Raw genomic sequence first — 17,509 nt, 5'->3', positions numbered from 1 at the left:
GGGCTGACGGCGTTATGGGGCCGTGGTGGTGTGACGGCGCTAATGATCTAGCCATCGCCGGGCCGTGCGACAGGCAACAAAACAGCGCCTTGCGGCGCTGTCTGCCACTTACAGGAGTTGGCCGATATCGGTGCGGGCGAGGCTGATTTGCTGATGCAGCGGGGTCAGCAGCCCGGCCAGTTGGTTGGCTGCCAGCGGCATGTCCTCGGCGTGGTACAGCAGATCAAGCAGGCATTGCATGCAGTCAGCGGCACGGTCCAGCGTGCAGATGCCATCGGCAATGGTGTGCTGGATGGTCTGGCTCAGGCGGGTCAGCTGGCTGATGGGTTCGCGCAGCGCGGCATGTTCCGGCAGGCTGGTCAGGGTTTGCAGGCGGCCGAGTTGGTCTTGAAAGGTGGCCAGCGCCAGATAGGCGGCGGGAGCGGGCTGGCTGAGAGGTTGCTGGGTGTTCATGCGCGGGCCTCCTTGCTAAAGGATGGCGGGGCGGTAACGGCAATGACAATCGCGGGGGGAGGGCGCAACTGGGCGCGGGAGATGCCAGGCATGGTATGCCTCCTATGTCGGATTTAGACCCGCACCCCGCTTGCAATCGGGGTGGCAGGCACATGGCAGGGTTTGCAAGACCGGGACATAGGAACCGGCAGCCCGAAGGCTCCCCACCACGGCCCGCCATAGAAAAAGGACGTACCAATGGTGTTCGACGGACGTAAAAAATGCCGCAAAGCGGCTGTCCGCCTATGTCTTTCGGGCTTGCATTCCCGGTGCCGCTATTGAACAGCACGCGGCAATTGTTGGTTGGCGGGGCGGGCTTGTCAATACCGGGGGAGGGTGTGGCACGGCATGGCTGCGGGCTGAGCCTGCCGGTTTGTGCTGTGTTGCGCTAGTGTCCCGCCAGTGTTCCATGGCGGGATTTGGGCAACAAAAAAGCGCCTTGCGGCGCTGTTTTTGATTCTTGCTGTAATCCTTATCTGCTAAGGACTTGGTGCCCGGGGTCGGACTCGAACCGACACACCTTGCGGCGGGGGATTTTGAATCCCCTGCGTCTACCGATTTCGCCACCCGGGCATCGCAAGAGGAGGCAAGTCTATCCCATCTGCCGTGGCTTGTAAATCACTCCCCGGCGTCCTTTTTCATTTTCAGCGCATGGTCATACAGCAGCTTGCGGTTGGCACCGGTAATTTGCGCGGCCAGGGTGGAGGCTTGTTTCATTGGCAGGTCGGCGCTGAGGATGTTTATCACCCGGATGGCTTCTTCCGGCAAACCGGCCTTGTCTTCCGCTTGCGGGGCGGCGTCGATGATGAGCACGATTTCGCCGCGCTGCTGGTTGCTGTCGGCTTTTACCCATTCCAGCAGTTCACCGGCAGGCAGGCTGTGAAAGGTTTCAAAGGTTTTGGTCAGTTCGCGCGCCAGCATCAGGCGGCGGTCCGGCCCCAGTTCGGCCACGATGTCCTGCAGGGTGTCCACAATGCGGTGCGGTGCTTCGTAGCACACCACCAGGTGGTCGGCGCTCAGCCATTGCTGCAAGGTACGGCGGCGTTCGCCGCTTTTGGGCGGCAAAAAGCCGTGAAACAGGAAGGCATTGCTGGTAAAGCCGCTGGCGGACAGGGCGGTGATGACGGCGGATACGCCGGGGATGGGGCGTACCGGATGGCCGGCGGCGCGCACGGCTTCCACCAGCCGCGCGCCGGGGTCGGATACCGCCGGGGTGCCGGCATCGGATACCTGCACCACAATCTGCCCTTCCGCCAGCCAGCGGATGACTTGTTCGGCCATGCTGCGTTCGTTGTGCTCACGCAGGCTCACCAGCTTGTTGGCGTGAATGCCGTAGGCGGTCAGCAGGCTGCCGGTGACGCGGGTGTCTTCGGCGCATACCACGTCGGCCGCGCCAAAGGCCGCCAGCGCACGTGCGGTAACATCTCCTAGGTTTCCAATGGGAGTGGCCACCACATATAATGTGCCGCGACAGAAACTTTCCCGTGCAGTTTCAAGCAAGTGAGCGAACGAAGTATGCAAAGACTGGCTCCGCTGTTGGTTGGCGTCATGATGACATGGTTGACGGCTGCGCATGCGCAGGCACCGGACTATATCATCCAACTCAATGCCGCGCCGCTCAATAGCGTGGCCGGACAAAGCCCGCGCGCCCAGGCGCAGCCGGCATCCGCCCCTGTTGCCCCGGTGGCCAAGCCGCTGGCCGCGCCCGGCAAAACCCCTGTCAGGGTGAAAATAGGCGTGCTGTTGCCCACCGAGTCCAAATTGCTGGGCGAGGCGGCGGCGGTGGTGCGCAGCGGTGTGGATGCGGCGCATGATGCCGATCCGCAGGCCGAGCTGGTGGTGATTGATGCCGATGAGCACAATGCCGCCCAGCGTTACCGCGAGGCGGTGGCTGGCGGGGTGAATGTGGTGATCGGCCCCTTGTCGCGTGGCGGTATTGCCGCCGTGGCACCGTATGTCAGCGTACCTACGCTGGCACTCAATGCGGTGGGGCGCGATGTACCGACTAATCCCAAGCTGTTTACCCTGGCGCTGAATGTTGAGGTGGAAGCGCGCCAGATTGCCCGTCTGATGCGGGACGATGGCCGCAGCAGTCCGCTGATCATCGCCGATGGCGAGGTATTGTCCAGCCGCCTGAAGCAGGCTTTCGCCGATGAATGGCGCAGCCTGGGCGGCAGGGATGTGGCCCAACTGGAGGACAACGGAGACAATCTGTCTGGGCTGGCGCAGGCGCTCAGCAAGGCGGATGCGGTGTTTCTGGCGGTGGAGCCTGCTGAAGCCGCCAGGCTGAAACCGGCCTTGCCAGCGGAGCTGCCGGTGTATGCCACCTCGCAGATCAGCACGCGCAGCCCGGATCGCCAACTGGCGGGGGTGCGCTTTATCGACATGCCGTGGTTCCTGATGCCGCAACATCCGGCAGTCAAGCGTTATGCCCGTCCGGCCAGCACGCTTACCCTGCAGACCGAGCGCCTGTATGCGCTGGGGATTGATGCCTATCGTCTGGCGCTGTTGCTGGGTTCCACGCGTAACCCTGCCAGCATCAAGCTGGATGGTGTGACTGGTGATCTGAAACTGGGCCGCGACCGGGTATTTGACCGCCAATTGCCGGTATCGCTGATTGGCGAAGGCGAGTAGCACTCATGAACCGCCAGGGCCAGCAGGCAGAAGCGCGCGCCTTGTCCTTTTTGTTGCAGCAGGGTTTGCAACTGGTGGAGCGCAACTGGCTGTGCCGTGGTGGTGAGATAGACCTCATCATGCGTGATGGCCGCTATCTGGTGTTTGTGGAAGTGCGCCACCGTGCCAGCCAGCGCTTTGGCGGGGCCGTTTACAGCATTGATGCGGCAAAGCAGCGGAAACTCATGCACGCAGCCACGGTCTACCTGTCCGAGAAGCGAGTAGACGCGCCCTGTCGTTTTGATGCTGTGCTGAGCGAAGGCGAACAGCCGCTGCAGTGGTTGAAAAACATTTTTGCATAGCAGCCATCCCCCGCTGCTACAAGGAAGAGCATGGACCTGATTGAACGCGTCAACGGACATTTTCTGGAAAGCATTGCCGCCAAACAGGAGGCAATGGAACTGCTGTCGCCCGCGGTGGCGCTGGCTGCCGAGCGCATGGTTAGCTGCCTGATGAACGAGGGCAAGATCCTGGCTTGCGGTAATGGCGGTTCGGCGGCCGATGCCCAGCATTTTGCCGCTGAAATGCTGGGGCGTTTCGAGAAGGAGCGGCCCGGTCTGGCCGCCATTTCGCTGGCAACCGATACCTCGGCCCTTACTGCCATCGGCAACGATTACGACTTTGACATGATTTTTTCCAAGCAGGTGCGTGCGTTGGGACATACCAACGACCTCTTGCTGGCTATTTCCACCTCGGGCAATTCCGCCAATGTGATTGAAGCCATTTATGCTGCCCACGAGCGCGGCATGGGGGTGATTGCCCTCACCGGCAAGGATGGCGGCAAGATCAGCGAAATCCTCTCGCCCGAGGACATTCAGCTGAATGTGCCGGTGCTGCGCACCGCCCGCATTCAGGAAGTGCATATCCTGTTGGTGCATGCCTTGTGTGATGCCATTGACTACATGCTGTTGGGAGGTGAGTAAATGAAACGTACTGTCCTGTCCCTGTTGCTGGCTGCCGGGGTATCCAGCGCCTTGTCCGGTTGCTTTGCATTGGCGGCTGGTGGTGTGGCCGGTGGTGCGCTGGTGGCTACCGATCGCCGCTCCAGCGGTGCTTATGTGGACGACCAGAGCATTGAAGCCAAGGTGTCGCACCAGATTGGCGAGAAATTGCCTTCGGCGCACGTCAATACCACCAGCTATAACCGGGCCGTGCTGCTGACCGGCGAAGTGCCATCGGCAGAAGCCGGCCAGCAGGCCGAGCTGATTGCCCGCGCCATGCCCAATGTGCGCCGTGTGTTCAATTACACCGTGGTGGCTCCGTCTTCCGGTTTTTCCGAGCGTAGCAACGACACCTGGATTACCAGCAAGGTGCGTACCCGCCTGCTGGATGGCAAGGGCTACTCGCCCAACCATATCAAGGTAGTGACCGAACGCGGCGTGGTGTACATGCTGGGTCTGCTCACACCGGCAGAAGGGCAGGCGGCGGCACAGGTGGTGAGCGAAACCGCCGGGGTGCAAAAAGTGGTGACGCTGTTTGAAAGCATCACCGAAATCACGCCAGCGCAGTAAGCCGTGTGCTGACTAAAAGCAAAGCCCCGCAAGCGGGGCTTTGTTCATTCTGCCGGGGCTGTTGTCTGGCCTGCGTGTGCTTCAGCCGTGACTGCTGTGTACGCGCGGTGCCAGCACATCGGCACACAGTACGTGCATGGCTTCGTCGATTTCAATCGCCATGGACAGGGTGACGCAGGAGCGGGTGTCGGTCATCGACAGGTAAGGCTCGCTCATGTACAGCACGCCGGGCTGGTCGATGGCATGTTGGAAATACGCGCGGCGCGACCATACCGCGCCGGTGGTATCGGCCAGCGGGGCAAACTTCAGGCTGCTGGCAATGGTGTTGTGGCGGCTGTTGAGGTTGCGGCCAATCTGGCGGCCTTCGCTGTCCAGCAAGAAACAGCGGATGACATCGGGCATGGCCAGCATGGGGGTGGCAGCCTGGTCGAACGGGGTGCCTTGCATCAGTGAAATGGCCGATTGCACAAAGGCCTGACGCGCCAGTTCGATCTGGCGGCGGGTAATCTTGCGCTTGAGCAGGTCGCGCACCATCAGTTCATCCCAGCGCGAATCCAGCCGTTTGGTGATGATGTCGTCGGCATCCGGGCTGGCGGAGGGGCGGGCCACATAATAGCCCTGAACCAGATCGCAGCCGGATTCCAGCGCCACCAGCACATCGTTCTCGGTTTCAATCCCTTCTTCCACCACCAATGCACCAATTTCGTGCATCAAGCGCACCAGTCTGGACAGCAGATTGCGGGTACGTGGCTGGCTGACTGCGCTGCGTAGCAAATCCTTGTCGAATTTCACCAGGTCCGGTTCCAGCTGACATACCCGGTCCAGGTTGGAGTGACCGACGCCAAAGTCGTCAATGGCAATCAGAAAACCGGCTTTTTTCAGCAGATTCACGCCTTCGATCAGGGCTTCATCCACTTCCAGTACGTGCTCCAGCACTTCCAGCACCACATTGCCCGGCTGCAGGCCGGCTTCGCGAATGGTGTTGGCCAGCGCCATGGCCCGCTCCGGGCGGGACAGCGAGGCGGCGTCGACATTCAGGAACAGCCAGTGCGGATGGCTGTGCTCCAGTGCGGCAAAGTGATGCACATGAGCCTGGCTGACGGCCAGGTCCAGGCCGTGGCGCCGTTCGGGGGACACCATGGCATAAAAGGCCTCGGCCGGGGAGAGGGGCAGCTGGTTCTGCTCGGCGCGCAATAGTGCTTCCACACCCACGGTGCGGCGGTGTGCCAGACTGTAGATGGGTTGGAAATGGCTACCGAGAGTCAGACCGGCATGCTCGAAACGTTTCATTGCAGTACATTCCTTCCTGGAGTGGGGCTCTTGCTGGCCCGTAAGCCAATCACCTAGCAATCGGCATTCCAGTGTAGAGCATGGCCGGATAATAAAAAACGGGCCCGACCGGGCCCGTTAAGATAAATCTGCTTTAAAACCGGAATTATTCCTGCTGGATACCGGCTACCAGCCATTTGCCGCCGGTGCTGCCATCCTTGATGTAGTGCCAGTATTCGCTGAACGGCACTGCCGCTGCATTGACCGACTCGCTTACCGTACCGGAGAAGCGCACGGTGGCAATAAAGCGGCCACCTTCTTCCACGGCTTCGGCCAACTGGCAGTCCAGTTGCGGGAAGTCAGCCACATCGGTATTGCTGCCGATTTCATTGCGCAGGCCTTCAAACAGGTCTGCCGTCATGTACTTGCGGACTTCTTCCAGGCTGTCCGGCGAGTTCAGGCTTTGCAGGTGCAGGAAAGTTGCCTTGGCCTGACGCAGGAAGTTGGGGGTTTCCGTACCATCCGGCAGGCGGGCGGGTGCCACGCTGCCCATGGCCGGTGCTGCGCCATAGCCAGCCGTTTGACCCAGGCCGGAGCCAATCTTGGGAATCGGCTCGAAGCGGGCTGCATCCTGAGCATTGCTATTGAATACCGGGGCGTTGCCGGCGGGCATCGGGGTATTCATTGCTGCCTGGTTGGCCGACTTGCGGCGGAACCACATCAGGCCGCCAATACCCAGCAGGCCCAGTAGGGCCAGCGTGCCCCAGGGAATGCCGGACCCGGCACCAGCGGTATCCACCGCATTGCCGGACGCATGGTTATTGTTCATGGCCGAACCCAGCATGTAGCCGGCAGCGGCACCAGCGGCACCAGCGGCAATGGCTGTACCGACGCCCGGACCTTTCTTGGGCTGGGCTTGCGGCGCAGCCTGCGGAGCCGCTGCCGGAGCCGGCATTGGTGTGGGCTGCTGGTAGCTCTTGGTCGGGGCCGAGCGGCGCATGCCGGCGCTCTTGCCTCCGCCCAGGCGTGCGGCTTCCGCAAACGGTGCCGCCAGGACAGAAACCAGGGTGAAGGCGAGCATGATCGTCTTCGCGCGAGGTGTCATGATTTTATTCTCCAGAGTAAAGGGCTCCGGTGTGACCGGAGCATGCGGTATTAGTTCGGGGCAAACGGCTGAATTTCAAGCACGTGGGCATGGTTATCCCGGATGCAAAAGCGGATGTTGTAGTCATACAGCCGCACGCCGTAGATGCGTTCCGGGTCGTCCTGATAGGCCGGGCGCGGGTCTTGCGCCAGCACTTGTTCAATCAGTTGCGCCAATGCCGGCGGCGCGGCGGGCAGGGCGGCCAGCTGTTGCAAGGCCGGCTGGCTCCAGCAGATTTCCAGGCAGGGCGGCGGCCCGTCAACAAAGCCGCCACGGGCTTGCGGGTGGGCTTCCACAAAGGGGATATAAGGTTTGATGTCCAGCACCGGCGTGCCATCCAGCAGGTCGGCACCGGCCAGGTGCAGTCTTACGCCATTGCTCAGGTCGATCCCGCGTACTTCCACCAGCGACAGGCCCAGCGGATTGGGGCGATGGGTGGAGCGGCTGGCAAACACGCCCACCTTGGCATTGCCGCCCAGCCGCGGCGGGCGTACCAGCGGCTGCCAGCCGCGCTGGGCGGTCTGGTGGAAGACAAAGCTGATCCACACATGGGAAAAGGCATCCAGCCCGCGCACGGTGTCGGGGTGATTGAAGGGTGGCAACAGCTCGATCTGGATGTCGGCTGCCGGGGCCAGCGCGGGCTGGCGCGGGATGCCGAATTTTTCCTTGTAGGGTGAGTGGACGATGCCAATCGGGGTAAACGGATAGGTCATGGCCGGATTGTAGCCGGGTTCGTGGCGATATAAGGCGATATAAACAGAACAGCCCGGCCGAACGGGGGCTTCGGCCGGGCTGATGACAGCGACAACGCTGTGCAGGCTGGAGAATCAGCCTACGAAGTGACGGTTGTAACGGCCGGTCAGGCGGCTCATCGGCAGCAGCATGAAGAAGTCTGCGCAGTTGAAGTCCGGGTCCCAGGCCGGTTCACCGCAGATGAAGGCCCCGGCGCGCAGATAACCCTTGATCAGCGGCGGCATCGGCGAGGAGGGCGCATCATCGTGAATGCGGTCCAGCGGCAGCGGCAGGTGCGGAAACACGCGCCATTCGGCAGGGGAAAGGTGGCTGGACTCCAGTTGGCGGTACAGGCTGACGGCCTGATGGCCACCATCGGCCAGGCTGACGCTGGCGCAGCCTGCCAGATATTCCCCCCCTTTTTTCTGTACGTAATCTGCCAGGCCGGACCACAGCAGGGCAATCACACCGCCACTGCGAAAATCCTTGTGGACGCAGGAGCGGCCCACTTCAATCAGGCTGTCGCGCAGGTTGTCCAGCCGGGTGAGGTCGAATTCATGTTCGGAATACAGCGACGGGGCGCGCCGCGCCATATCGGGCGGCAGCATGCGGTAGGTGCCCACCACCAGGCCGCTGTTGGCATCTTCCACAATCAGGTGATCACACAGCGCATCGTACTCATCACAATCAATACCCAGGGCTTGTGATGACAGCTCGGCCCCCATTTCTCCGGCAAATACATCAAAGCGCAGTTTTTGGGCGCGGCGGATATCGTCGGCAGTTTCGGCAACGCGCACCCCCAGTTTGAGTTGGCGGCGACTATTGATGCTTTCATTCAATTGCATGACTTATCTCCCCTGGCGGATATGCATACAGGCTTGTCGTATTGATCCGGAATGCTGGTCTTATGCCGGTCTGGCACTGTCGGCCATGTCCGGATGCAGGCTCGGCAACTCCTTCATTTGCCAGCAGCTTTTGGCTGGGCCGGCCTTGCAACACATGCTAGTGATGCAGTTTGACGCAGACATTTCCGTCATATGACTTGTGAATGACCGGCGTTTTAAGCGCCGGTTACAGCAGGGGCGAAACAAATCAATGACTTACCTTGCTATCGGTTTTGCCGTAGAATAGGCCGTTTTTCCTGCACGCTTTGCCCTGCTTCAGTCTTGCGCACGGGCTTCCGAGTACAGCCAGATGATTTATCCCACACAGTTTGATGTGATCGTGGTTGGCGGCGGACACGCCGGCACCGAGGCCGCGCTGGCCGCCGCCCGCATGGGCCGCGCCACGCTTCTGCTTACCCACAATATCGAGACCTTGGGTCAGATGTCGTGCAATCCGTCCATTGGCGGCATCGGCAAAGGGCATTTGGTGAAAGAGGTGGATGCGCTGGGCGGCGCCATGGCGCTGGCCACCGATATCGGCGGCATCCAGTTTCGCACCCTCAATGCCTCCAAGGGCCCGGCGGTACGCGCCACCCGTGCGCAGGCCGACCGCATCCTGTACAAGGCAGCCATCCGCGAGATGCTGGAAAACCAGCCCAATCTGACGCTGTTCCAGCAGCCGGTGGATGATTTGCTGATTGAGGGCGATCAGGTGGCCGGTGCCATTACCGCCATCGGCATCGTGTTCCGCGCCCGTACCGTGGTGCTGACGGCAGGTACTTTCCTGTCCGGCAAGATTCACGTTGGCCTGGAAAACTACACCGGTGGCCGCGCTGGCGATCAGGCCGCCTCCACGCTGGGTGCGCGCCTGCGCGAGCTGGATTTGCCGGTAGGCCGCCTGAAAACCGGCACGCCGCCGCGCATTGATGGCCGCAGCATTGATTTTTCGGTCATGGAAGAGCAGCCGGGGGATAGTCCGGAGCCGGTGTTCTCCTACCGCGGCCAGCGCAGCATGCATCCCAAGCAGCTACCGTGCTGGATTACCCACACCAATCAGCAAACCCACGACATCATCCGTTCCGGCTTTGCGCGCAGCCCGATGTTTACCGGCGTGATTGAAGGGGTGGGCCCGCGTTACTGCCCGTCCATCGAAGACAAGATCAACCGCTTTGCCGACAAGGACAGCCATCAGGTATTCCTGGAACCGGAAGGCCTGACCACGCACGAGTTCTACCCCAACGGGATTTCCACCAGCTTGCCGTTTGATATCCAGCTGGCGGCGGTGCGCTCCATCCGCGGCATGGAAAACGCCCACATCCTGCGCCCCGGCTATGCCATCGAATACGATTACTTCGATCCGCGCGGCCTCAAGTCCACGCTGGAAACCAAGTCCATCAAGGGCCTGTTCTTTGCCGGGCAGATCAACGGCACCACCGGTTACGAAGAAGCCGCAGCGCAAGGCCTGCTGGCCGGCCTGAATGCCGCACTGTATTCGCGCGATGAAGAAGGCTGGTGTCCGCGCCGCGACGAGGCCTACCTTGGCGTGCTGGTGGACGACCTCATCACCAAGGGTGTGTCCGAGCCTTACCGCATGTTTACCAGCCGCGCCGAATTCCGCCTGCAACTGCGCGAGGACAATGCCGACTTGCGCCTGACCGAAATGGGCCGCAAGCTCGGCCTGGTTGGCGATGCGCAGTGGGATGCCTTCTGTCGCAAGCGCGACGCAGTGGAAGCCGAAACCGCCCGCCTGAAAACCACCTGGCTGCATCCGGCCAAGCTGCAGGATGCCGCTGCGCTGGAAGCCCTGCTGGGCAAGGGTATCGAGCGCGAGTACAACCTGTTCGACCTGCTCAAACGCCCCAATGTCGCCTACCGCGAGCTGATGACCCTGCCCGAAGCGGCGGGCGGCGTGGCGGATGACGTGGTTGCCGAGCAAGTGGAAATTCAGGTCAAATATCAAGGCTATATCAACCGTCAGAACGAAGAACTGGCGCGCCGCGACAATCTGGAAGACATCCGCCTGCCCGCCGACATCGACTTCGGCCTGGTCAAGGGCTTGTCCAAGGAAGTACAGCAAAAACTGAATCAGCAGCGCCCGGAAACCCTGGGTCAGGCCTCGCGCATCCAGGGCATCACCCCGGCGGCGGTTGCCCTGTTGATGGTGCATCTGAAGCGCGGCTTTGCCGACGCCAAAACCGAATAATTGCAAGCCAAGCGCATGACACATACTGCAGAACTGAAACAAGGGCTGGAACAACTGGCCCTGGGCCTCACCGAACAACAGTTGGCCCTGCTGGACGGCTACCTGAACCTGCTGGCCAAGTGGAACCACACGTACAACCTCACCGCTGTGCGCGAAGAGCAGCGCATGGTCAGCTACCATCTGCTGGACAGCCTGTCGCTGGTGCCGCACCTGAACGGTGGCACCCGCCTGCTGGATGTGGGTTCTGGTGGCGGCATGCCGGGCATTCCGGCGGCCATCGCCCGTCCCGACCTGCAAGTGGTGCTGCTGGACTCCAACCACAAGAAAACCACCTTTCTGCGTCAGGCCGTTATCGAACTGGGCCTGCCCAATGTCGAGGTGGTGACCAGCCGCGTCGAGGCCTACCAGCCGGAACACAAGTTCGATCGCATCACCAGCCGTGCCTTTGCCGAGCTGGCCGAGTTTGTCCGCCTCACCCCGCACCTGCTGGCCGATGGCGGTCAATACCTGGCGATGAAGGGTGTGTATCCTTACGAAGAAATCTCGCTGCTGCCGGACACGGTAGCGGTAGCCGAAGTACTACCGGTGTCGGTGCCCGGTCTGGACGCCGAACGCCATCTGGTGAGAATGGTGGCTAAATGAATGCACGCGTGATCGCGGTTGCCAATCAGAAAGGTGGGGTCGGCAAGACCACCACCGTGGTCAACCTGGCCGCAGGTCTGGCCGAGCTGGGCCGCAGGGTGTTGATTGTCGACCTCGACCCGCAGGGCAATGCCACCATGGGCAGCGGCATTGCCAAGCAGGCGCTGGAACGCTCCGTGTATCACGTGCTGCTGGGCGATGCCTCGGTGGAAGAGACGCGCCAGCCGGCCAAGGAGGGCGGCTACCATGTGCTGCCGGCCAACCGCGATCTGGGCGGGGCCGAGTTGGAACTGGTCAACGAACTGGCACGCGAAGCTCGGCTGAAGAATGCCCTGAGCCTGGTGGACGACCAGTACGACTATGTGCTGATCGACTGCCCGCCCTCACTCAACCTGCTCACCCTCAACGGTCTGGTGGCCGCCAACAGCGTGCTGATACCCATGGTGTGTGAATACTATGCGCTCGAAGGGCTGTCCGATCTGGTCACCACCCTGCGCAAGGTGCGTGCTGCGGTTAATCCGCGCATCGAAATCATGGGTCTGCTGCGTACCATGTTCGATGCCCGTAGTAATCTTTCACAGCAGGTGTCGGAACAACTGGCCAGCCACTTTGGCAACAAGGTGTTCGAAACCGTGATTCCGCGCAATGTGCGGCTGGCTGAAGCACCCAGCCACGGCCTGCCCGGATTGGTATACGACCGCAATGCCCGTGGCGCCCAAGCCTACCTCACGCTGGCGCAGGAACTGACTGCCCGCCTCGAACCCGCAACCGCAACTCCATCTGTCTGACATCATGGCCAAACTCAAAGGACTCGGGCGCGGTCTAGACGCGCTCCTCGCCACCAGCGCAGTGGCGGACGACCGCCTCACCACGCTTTCCATCGATCTGATCCGCCCAGGCAAATACCAGCCGCGCAGCCATATGAACGAAGCCGCACTGGACGAGCTGGCGGCGTCCATTCGCGCCCAGGGCGTGATCCAGCCGGTGGTGGTGCGTGAAGTAGGTTTGGGTGAGTACGAGCTGATTGCCGGTGAGCGCCGCTGGCGTGCCGCCCGCAAGGCGGGCCTTGCCGAAGTACCGGCGGTGGTGAAAACCGTGGCCGACGAAGCCGCACTGGCCATGGCGTTGATCGAGAACATCCAGCGCCAGGAGCTGGACCCTATCGAAGAAGCACATGGCCTCAAGCGCCTGATCAGCGAGTTTGGCCTGACCCACGAGTCGGCAGCCGATGCTGTCGGACGCTCACGCAGCGCGGTATCCAATCTGCTGCGCCTGCTGGCGCTGCCCGAGCCGGTGCAAGCCATGCTGCATCAGGGCCAACTGGAAATGGGTCATGCCCGTGCGCTGCTTGCCTTGCCGGTGATGCAGCAGCTGGAACTGGCGCACGAGGCGGTGGAAAAGGCCTGGTCGGTGCGTGAAGTGGAGCGGCGCGTACAACAATTGTCTGACCAAAAAACCACACCGCCGGCCGTGGAAAAACGGATCGATCCGGACATTGCCCGGCTGGAGCAGGAGGTGTCCGAGCGTATCGGTGCCAAGGTCAGCATTCGTCATGGCGCACGTGGGCAGGGCCGTTTGCAGGTGGAGTATGCCAACCTGGATGACCTCGAACGCCTGCTTGAAAAACTTCAAGCAAAATCAAGCAAATGATTTTATGTTGCACTGCAATGGTGCGGGCGATGTTCAGTTTGACGCAAATCAAGCGCTCAGCCTATAATCGAGCGATTTTTTAAGTGTCGGACATGCAAAATCCGGAAGTCGGGCGCGTACTGCGCCTGCAAGCAAAACTGCTTGTAGTGGCTGTACTACTTGGTGCCGTGCTAAGCGCCGGCACCGTCGTTGTTCCGGTGTCGGTTCTGCTTGGGGGGCTGTCGGCGCTGATTCCCGCCGCAGTGTATGCAAGAATCGCCTACGCCAAGCGGCATGTCCCACCTGCGGTGCTGATGAAGGCGCACTTCAAGGCAGAGGCAGTCAAATTCATGCTGACTGTCTTAATGTTTGGTGCATCTTTGGTGTTTTTCAAGGATTTATCGGTAGTGGGTTTGCTGGCAGGCTTTTTCGCCACGGTGTCCGGCTACTGGTTAGGGCTTCTAATCAAATAATTGAGAAAAGAGCGATGGCAAGCAACGCAATTGAGTACATTAATCACCACCTTACGTTCTGGAATTCCGATCCGTCCCCGGCTCGTGGTTTCTGGAGCCTGCACGTAGACACTTTCTCCGTCTCCTTGTTCCTGGCTTTCGTGTTTGCCGGTGTATTTGCCATGGTGGCCCGTCGTGCCAGCCTGGAAAATCCGGGCAAGCTGCAGTTGTTCGTGGAATCCATCATCGAACTGGTGGATACCCAGGTTAAGGAAATTTTCCATGCCAAGAGCAAAGTCATCGCCCCGCTGGCGCTGACCATCTTCTGCTGGATCTTCCTGATGAACGCAATGGACATGCTGCCGGTTGACCTGCTGCCGAATCTGGCTCAGTGGATCGGCCACACCTTCTTCGGTCTGGAGCCGCATCACATCTACTTCCGTTCGGTTCCGTCCGCAGACGTGAATGCCACCTTCGCCATGTCGCTGTCCGTATTCCTGTGCATCATCGGCTTCTCCATCAAGGCCAAGGGCCTGGGCGGCTGGGGCAAGGAACTGCTGACCGCTCCGTTCCACACCCACAACCCGATTGGCGCCATCATCCTGGCCCCGCTGAACTTCATCTTCCAGCTGGTAGAACTGGCCGCCAAGCCGATCTCTCTCTCGCTTCGTTTGTTCGGTAACCTGTATGCCGGCGAACTGATCTTCATCCTGATCGCACTGCTGCCCTGGGGCGCACAGTGGATTCTGGGCGCACCGTGGGCCATCTTCCACATCCTGATCATCACCCTGCAGGCCTTCGTGTTCATGATGCTGACCATCGTGTACCTGAGCCTGGCAGTGGAAGCGCACTAAAGAGTTTGTGGTATCTGTTTTTTTAGAGCTTTACCTTTGTTTTAGTTTTTTTTACCAACCATCCTTGCATAAGTCTTAGGAGATACATAATGGAAGCACTCGTTTCTCAGATTCAGTCGATGACCGCTATCGCAGCTGCTCTGATCATTGGTCTTGGCGCTCTTGGCACTGCTATCGGTTTCGCCATTCTGGGTGGCAAATTCCTCGAGGCCTCCGCCCGTCAACCGGAAATGATCCCGGTTCTGCAAACCAAGCTGTTCATTATCGCCGGTCTGCTGGATGCGATCTCCATGATCGGTGTGGGTGTTGCCATGCTGTACACCTTCAGCAACCCGTTCCTGTCCGCTGCCAAAGCAGCTCTGGGTGGCTAATTTTTAGCCAGTAAACGGTTGGTGTAGAAGTCATTTTCTGGAGGAAAACAAGCGTGGAATTTAACGTAACACTACTGGGCCAGGCGATCACGTTCGCCATCCTGGTATGGTTCACCATGAAGTTTGTTTGGCCTCCGCTTACCAATATGATGGATGAGCGTGCCAAGCGTATTGCAGACGGCCTGGCCGCTGCAGAACGTGGCAAGCAAGATCTGGAAGCCGCTGAAAAACGCGTTGGGGATGAACTCCGCAAGGCCAAGCAGCAAGCAATGGAAATCATTGCTTCTGCCGAGAAGCGCGCTACCCAGATCGTGGACGAAGCCAAAGAAAATGCCAGCACCGAAGGTGCGCGCATTGTGGCTGACGCCAAGGGTCAGATCGATCAGGAAGTGATGCGTGCCAAGGAGGCCCTGCGTGAGCAGGTAGCCCAGTTGGCCGTGATCGGCGCAGAGAAAATCCTGCGCAAAGAGATCGATGCGGCCAAGCACGCCGACCTGCTTTCCTCCATCAAAGCGGAGTTTTAATTAACTCATGGCAGAACTCATTACCGTCGCAAGGCCCTACGCCGAAGCGGTATACAGCCTCGCCACCGAAACGCGTACGCTGGACCAGTGGTCCGATGCGCTTGCGTGGCTGGCTGCCATGGTGAACAACCCGGATATGGTTGAAGTTGTCACCAATCCGAAACATACCGCAAAAGAGGTTGAGGCGCTGATGCTGGAAGTGCTCGGCGAGCGAGCCAACGAAAGCGTAAAAAACTTTCTGGCCGCCCTGATCGAGAACCACCGCCTGATGCTGCTGCCGCATATCGCCAGTCAGTTTGAACTGTTCAAGGCCGAAGCGGAAAACATCGTTGATGCGCAAGTTGAAACGGCGTTCCCGCTGACTGAAGAACAGAAAGCCGAACTCACCAGCACGCTTTCCAAGCAGTACGGCAAAACCGTACGCCTTGATGTGCGTGACAATGCCGATCTGATCGGTGGTGTGCGCGTGCTGGTCGGTGACGATGTCATCGACAGTTCCGTGCGCGGCAAGCTGCAAGCGATGGCGGCAAGCCTCAAGAATTAGGAGAGATCATGCAGTTGAACCCCTCTGAAATCAGCGATCTGATCAAGGCCAAGATTCAGAACCTGGCTGAAGGCGCTGAAGTCCGTACCAAGGGTACGGTAATTTCCGTGACCGACGGTATCGTTCGTGTCCACGGTCTGGCAGACGTGATGCAGGGCGAAATGCTCGAGTTTCCGGGCAACACCTACGGCCTCGCCATGAACCTGGAGCGCGACTTTGTCGGCGCCGTGGTGCTGGGTGAGTACGAACACATTTCCGAAGGCGACGAAGTCAAGTGTACCGGTCGCATTCTGGAAGTGCCGGTAGGTCCGGAACTGGTGGGCCGTGTTGTCAATGCCCTGGGCCAGCCGATCGACGGCAAGGGTCCGATCAACGCCAAGCTGTCCAGCCCGATCGAAAAGATCGCGCCGGGCGTGATTGCGCGTCAGTCGGTATCCCAGCCGATGCAGACCGGCCTGAAGGCGATTGACTCCATGGTACCGGTAGGCCGTGGCCAGCGTGAGCTGATCATTGGCGACCGTCAGACCGGCAAGACCGCCGTTGCTCTGGACGCCATCATCAATCAAAAAGGCACTGGCGTTGTTTGTATCTACGTCGCCGTAGGTCAAAAAGCCTCCTCCATTGCCAACGTGGTACGCAAGCTGGAAGAACACGGTGCCCTGGGTCACACCATCATCGTGGCCGCTACCGCTTCTGAAGCCGCTGCCCTGCAGTTCATCGCCCCGTACTCCGGTTGCGCGATGGGCGAATACTTCCGCGACCGTGGCGAAGATGCTCTGATCGTATACGATGACTTGTCCAAGCAAGCCGTTGCCTACCGTCAGATCTCCCTGCTGCTGCGCCGTCCGCCGGGCCGTGAAGCTTACCCGGGTGACGTTTTCTACCTGCACTCCCGTCTGCTGGAACGCGCTTCCCGCATCAACGCGGACGAAGTAGAAAAACTGACCAACGGTGAAGTGAAGGGCAAGACCGGTTCGCTGACCGCACTGCCTATCATCGAAACCCAGGCTGGTGACGTTTCCGCCTTCGTTCCGACCAACGTGATTTCCATTACCGACGGCCAGATCTTCCTGGAATCCGACCTCTTCAACGCAGGTATCCGTCCGGCCATCAACGCCGGTATTTCGGTATCCCGCGTGGGTGGTGCGGCCCAGACCAAGGTCATCAAGAAGCTCGGTGGCGGTATCCGTCTGGCACTGGCCCAGTATCGTGAACTGGCTGCGTTCTCGCAGTTTGCTTCCGACCTGGACGAAGCTACCCGCAAGCAGCTGCAACACGGTGAAGTGGTTACCGAACTGATGAAGCAAAAGCAGTTCGTACCGCTGGCCACTGCCGAAATGGCACTGACCCTGTGGGCTGTGAACAAGGGCAGCTACGAAGACGTTCCGGTGAAGAAGGCCCTGGCATTCGAAGCTGAGTTCCTCGCTTACGTGCGTGCGAACCACAGCGACCTGCTGGCCGCCGTTAACGCTTCGGGCGACCTGTCCGGCGACAACGAGAAGGTACTGGCCAAGGCGATGGAATCGTTCAAGGCTGGCTACAGCTTCAACTGAGCCTTTCGACTCACGTCGTAGCTAAAGAAAGG

At 60.2% G+C, this 17,509-nt stretch carries 20 protein-coding genes and 1 tRNA gene; 14 read left to right on the top strand and 7 right to left on the bottom strand.

Annotation, left to right across the window (positions count from 1 at the left end):
• Positions 1–108: 108 nt before the first annotated feature.
• From DLM_RS18525 to rsmI, 3 genes are all read right to left on the bottom strand, one after another.
• Positions 109–453 (bottom strand): DUF1484 family protein, encoded by a 345-nt coding sequence (locus DLM_RS18525; protein WP_089086382.1) that lies wholly within the window; start codon positions 451–453, stop codon positions 109–111.
• Between the two features lie 527 nt (positions 454–980).
• Positions 981–1,065 (bottom strand) — tRNA-Leu (locus DLM_RS18520).
• Positions 1,066–1,110: 45 nt separating this feature from the next.
• Positions 1,111–1,947 carry a 16S rRNA (cytidine(1402)-2'-O)-methyltransferase gene (gene rsmI, locus DLM_RS18515; protein ID WP_167467162.1) on the bottom strand — a complete coding sequence of 279 codons (837 nt, stop codon included), beginning with the start codon at positions 1,945–1,947 and terminating at the stop codon, positions 1,111–1,113.
• Positions 1,948–2,040: 93 nt separating this feature from the next.
• Here rsmI and DLM_RS18510 point away from each other — a divergent pair, with 93 nt between their 5' ends.
• From DLM_RS18510 to DLM_RS18495, 4 genes are read left to right on the top strand one after another with little or no spacing between them, the layout of a single operon-like run.
• Positions 2,041–3,126: a penicillin-binding protein activator gene (locus DLM_RS18510; protein WP_231959897.1), complete on the top strand. Its 1,086-nt coding sequence runs from the start codon at positions 2,041–2,043 to the stop codon at positions 3,124–3,126.
• A 5-nt stretch (positions 3,127–3,131) separates the two neighbouring features.
• Positions 3,132–3,467 (top strand): YraN family protein, encoded by a 336-nt coding sequence (locus tag DLM_RS18505; protein ID WP_089086384.1) that lies wholly within the window; start codon positions 3,132–3,134, stop codon positions 3,465–3,467.
• Positions 3,468–3,497: 30 nt separating this feature from the next.
• Positions 3,498–4,088, top strand: coding sequence for a phosphoheptose isomerase (locus DLM_RS18500; protein ID WP_059285308.1), 591 nt, complete (start codon positions 3,498–3,500; stop codon positions 4,086–4,088).
• Positions 4,089–4,676 (top strand): BON domain-containing protein, encoded by a 588-nt coding sequence (locus DLM_RS18495; RefSeq protein ID WP_089086385.1) that lies wholly within the window; start codon positions 4,089–4,091, stop codon positions 4,674–4,676. It begins immediately after the preceding gene.
• Between the two features lie 81 nt (positions 4,677–4,757).
• Here the strand turns inward: DLM_RS18495 and DLM_RS18490 are convergent, their stop codons facing one another.
• From DLM_RS18490 to DLM_RS18475, 4 genes are all read right to left on the bottom strand, one after another.
• Positions 4,758–5,966 carry an EAL domain-containing protein gene (locus DLM_RS18490; protein WP_089086386.1) on the bottom strand — a complete coding sequence of 403 codons (1,209 nt, stop codon included), beginning with the start codon at positions 5,964–5,966 and terminating at the stop codon, positions 4,758–4,760.
• Between the two features lie 145 nt (positions 5,967–6,111).
• Positions 6,112–7,050 (bottom strand): Tim44 domain-containing protein, encoded by a 939-nt coding sequence (locus DLM_RS18485; RefSeq protein ID WP_089086387.1) that lies wholly within the window; start codon positions 7,048–7,050, stop codon positions 6,112–6,114.
• A gap of 50 nt (positions 7,051–7,100) precedes the next feature.
• Positions 7,101–7,802, bottom strand: a complete 702-nt coding sequence (gene tsaA / locus DLM_RS18480; RefSeq protein ID WP_089086388.1) for a tRNA (N6-threonylcarbamoyladenosine(37)-N6)-methyltransferase TrmO — start codon at positions 7,800–7,802, stop codon at positions 7,101–7,103.
• Positions 7,803–7,916: 114 nt separating this feature from the next.
• Positions 7,917–8,666, bottom strand: a complete 750-nt coding sequence (locus tag DLM_RS18475; protein WP_089086389.1) for a GNAT family N-acetyltransferase — start codon at positions 8,664–8,666, stop codon at positions 7,917–7,919.
• A 349-nt stretch (positions 8,667–9,015) separates the two neighbouring features.
• Between DLM_RS18475 and mnmG the strand changes: the two genes are divergently transcribed.
• The 10 genes from mnmG (at position 9,016) to atpA (ending at position 17,477) form a co-directional block, all read left to right on the top strand.
• Complete coding sequence (gene mnmG, locus DLM_RS18470; RefSeq protein WP_089086390.1) at positions 9,016–10,908, top strand: tRNA uridine-5-carboxymethylaminomethyl(34) synthesis enzyme MnmG; 1,893 nt, start codon at positions 9,016–9,018, stop codon at positions 10,906–10,908.
• A gap of 15 nt (positions 10,909–10,923) precedes the next feature.
• A complete protein-coding gene (gene rsmG, locus DLM_RS18465; protein WP_089086391.1) occupies positions 10,924–11,550 on the top strand; it encodes a 16S rRNA (guanine(527)-N(7))-methyltransferase RsmG in 627 nt (208 codons plus the stop codon).
• Positions 11,547–12,338 carry a ParA family protein gene (locus tag DLM_RS18460; RefSeq protein WP_089086392.1) on the top strand — a complete coding sequence of 264 codons (792 nt, stop codon included), beginning with the start codon at positions 11,547–11,549 and terminating at the stop codon, positions 12,336–12,338. Before rsmG ends, DLM_RS18460 begins: the two co-directional genes overlap by 4 nt.
• A 4-nt stretch (positions 12,339–12,342) precedes the next feature.
• Positions 12,343–13,200, top strand: coding sequence for a ParB/RepB/Spo0J family partition protein (locus DLM_RS18455; protein ID WP_089086393.1), 858 nt, complete (start codon positions 12,343–12,345; stop codon positions 13,198–13,200).
• 92 nt (positions 13,201–13,292) lie between these two features.
• Positions 13,293–13,652 carry an ATP synthase subunit I gene (locus DLM_RS18450; RefSeq protein WP_089086394.1) on the top strand — a complete coding sequence of 120 codons (360 nt, stop codon included), beginning with the start codon at positions 13,293–13,295 and terminating at the stop codon, positions 13,650–13,652.
• A 14-nt stretch (positions 13,653–13,666) separates the two neighbouring features.
• The gene (gene atpB / locus DLM_RS18445; RefSeq protein WP_062787388.1) at positions 13,667–14,485 is read left to right on the top strand and encodes a F0F1 ATP synthase subunit A; all 819 of its coding nucleotides are present in this window, start codon (positions 13,667–13,669) and stop codon (positions 14,483–14,485) included.
• Positions 14,486–14,574: 89 nt separating this feature from the next.
• On the top strand, positions 14,575–14,856 hold the full coding sequence (gene atpE, locus DLM_RS18440; protein ID WP_045847701.1) for a F0F1 ATP synthase subunit C: 282 nt from the start codon (positions 14,575–14,577) through the stop codon (positions 14,854–14,856).
• A gap of 53 nt (positions 14,857–14,909) precedes the next feature.
• Positions 14,910–15,380 (top strand): F0F1 ATP synthase subunit B, encoded by a 471-nt coding sequence (locus tag DLM_RS18435; protein WP_089086395.1) that lies wholly within the window; start codon positions 14,910–14,912, stop codon positions 15,378–15,380.
• Positions 15,381–15,387: 7 nt separating this feature from the next.
• Positions 15,388–15,924, top strand: coding sequence for a F0F1 ATP synthase subunit delta (locus DLM_RS18430; RefSeq protein ID WP_089086396.1), 537 nt, complete (start codon positions 15,388–15,390; stop codon positions 15,922–15,924).
• Between the two features lie 8 nt (positions 15,925–15,932).
• On the top strand, positions 15,933–17,477 hold the full coding sequence (gene atpA / locus DLM_RS18425) for a F0F1 ATP synthase subunit alpha (protein WP_045847704.1): 1,545 nt from the start codon (positions 15,933–15,935) through the stop codon (positions 17,475–17,477).
• Positions 17,478–17,509: the final 32 nt, after the last annotated feature.

Source organism: Aquitalea magnusonii, assembly GCF_002217795.2.
Classification (GTDB): Bacteria; Pseudomonadota; Gammaproteobacteria; order Burkholderiales; family Chromobacteriaceae; genus Aquitalea; species Aquitalea magnusonii_B.
Note: the sequence above shows the minus strand (reverse complement) of the source record. Positions and strands in the feature narration are given on the sequence as shown.

What these genes read in the sequence shown, in the direction of transcription:
- tsaA (WP_089086388.1), bottom strand. Translation starts at nt 7,802, where the DNA reads ATGACCTATCCGTTTACCCCGATTGGCATCGTCCACTCACCCTACAAG.
- DLM_RS18475 (WP_089086389.1), bottom strand. Translation starts at nt 8,666, where the DNA reads ATGCAATTGAATGAAAGCATCAATAGTCGCCGCCAACTCAAACTGGGG.
- DLM_RS18505 (WP_089086384.1), top strand. Translation starts at nt 3,132, where the DNA reads ATGAACCGCCAGGGCCAGCAGGCAGAAGCGCGCGCCTTGTCCTTTTTG.
- atpA (WP_045847704.1), top strand. Translation starts at nt 15,933, where the DNA reads ATGCAGTTGAACCCCTCTGAAATCAGCGATCTGATCAAGGCCAAGATT.
- atpE (WP_045847701.1), top strand. Translation starts at nt 14,575, where the DNA reads ATGGAAGCACTCGTTTCTCAGATTCAGTCGATGACCGCTATCGCAGCT.
- DLM_RS18490 (WP_089086386.1), bottom strand. Translation starts at nt 5,966, where the DNA reads ATGAAACGTTTCGAGCATGCCGGTCTGACTCTCGGTAGCCATTTCCAA.
- DLM_RS18450 (WP_089086394.1), top strand. Translation starts at nt 13,293, where the DNA reads ATGCAAAATCCGGAAGTCGGGCGCGTACTGCGCCTGCAAGCAAAACTG.
- DLM_RS18495 (WP_089086385.1), top strand. Translation starts at nt 4,089, where the DNA reads ATGAAACGTACTGTCCTGTCCCTGTTGCTGGCTGCCGGGGTATCCAGC.
- DLM_RS18455 (WP_089086393.1), top strand. Translation starts at nt 12,343, where the DNA reads ATGGCCAAACTCAAAGGACTCGGGCGCGGTCTAGACGCGCTCCTCGCC.
- DLM_RS18460 (WP_089086392.1), top strand. Translation starts at nt 11,547, where the DNA reads ATGAATGCACGCGTGATCGCGGTTGCCAATCAGAAAGGTGGGGTCGGC.
- DLM_RS18525 (WP_089086382.1), bottom strand. Translation starts at nt 453, where the DNA reads ATGAACACCCAGCAACCTCTCAGCCAGCCCGCTCCCGCCGCCTATCTG.
- DLM_RS18500 (WP_059285308.1), top strand. Translation starts at nt 3,498, where the DNA reads ATGGACCTGATTGAACGCGTCAACGGACATTTTCTGGAAAGCATTGCC.
- DLM_RS18510 (WP_231959897.1), top strand. Translation starts at nt 2,041, where the DNA reads ATGATGACATGGTTGACGGCTGCGCATGCGCAGGCACCGGACTATATC.
- DLM_RS18430 (WP_089086396.1), top strand. Translation starts at nt 15,388, where the DNA reads ATGGCAGAACTCATTACCGTCGCAAGGCCCTACGCCGAAGCGGTATAC.
- atpB (WP_062787388.1), top strand. Translation starts at nt 13,667, where the DNA reads ATGGCAAGCAACGCAATTGAGTACATTAATCACCACCTTACGTTCTGG.
- mnmG (WP_089086390.1), top strand. Translation starts at nt 9,016, where the DNA reads ATGATTTATCCCACACAGTTTGATGTGATCGTGGTTGGCGGCGGACAC.
- DLM_RS18485 (WP_089086387.1), bottom strand. Translation starts at nt 7,050, where the DNA reads ATGACACCTCGCGCGAAGACGATCATGCTCGCCTTCACCCTGGTTTCT.
- rsmG (WP_089086391.1), top strand. Translation starts at nt 10,924, where the DNA reads ATGACACATACTGCAGAACTGAAACAAGGGCTGGAACAACTGGCCCTG.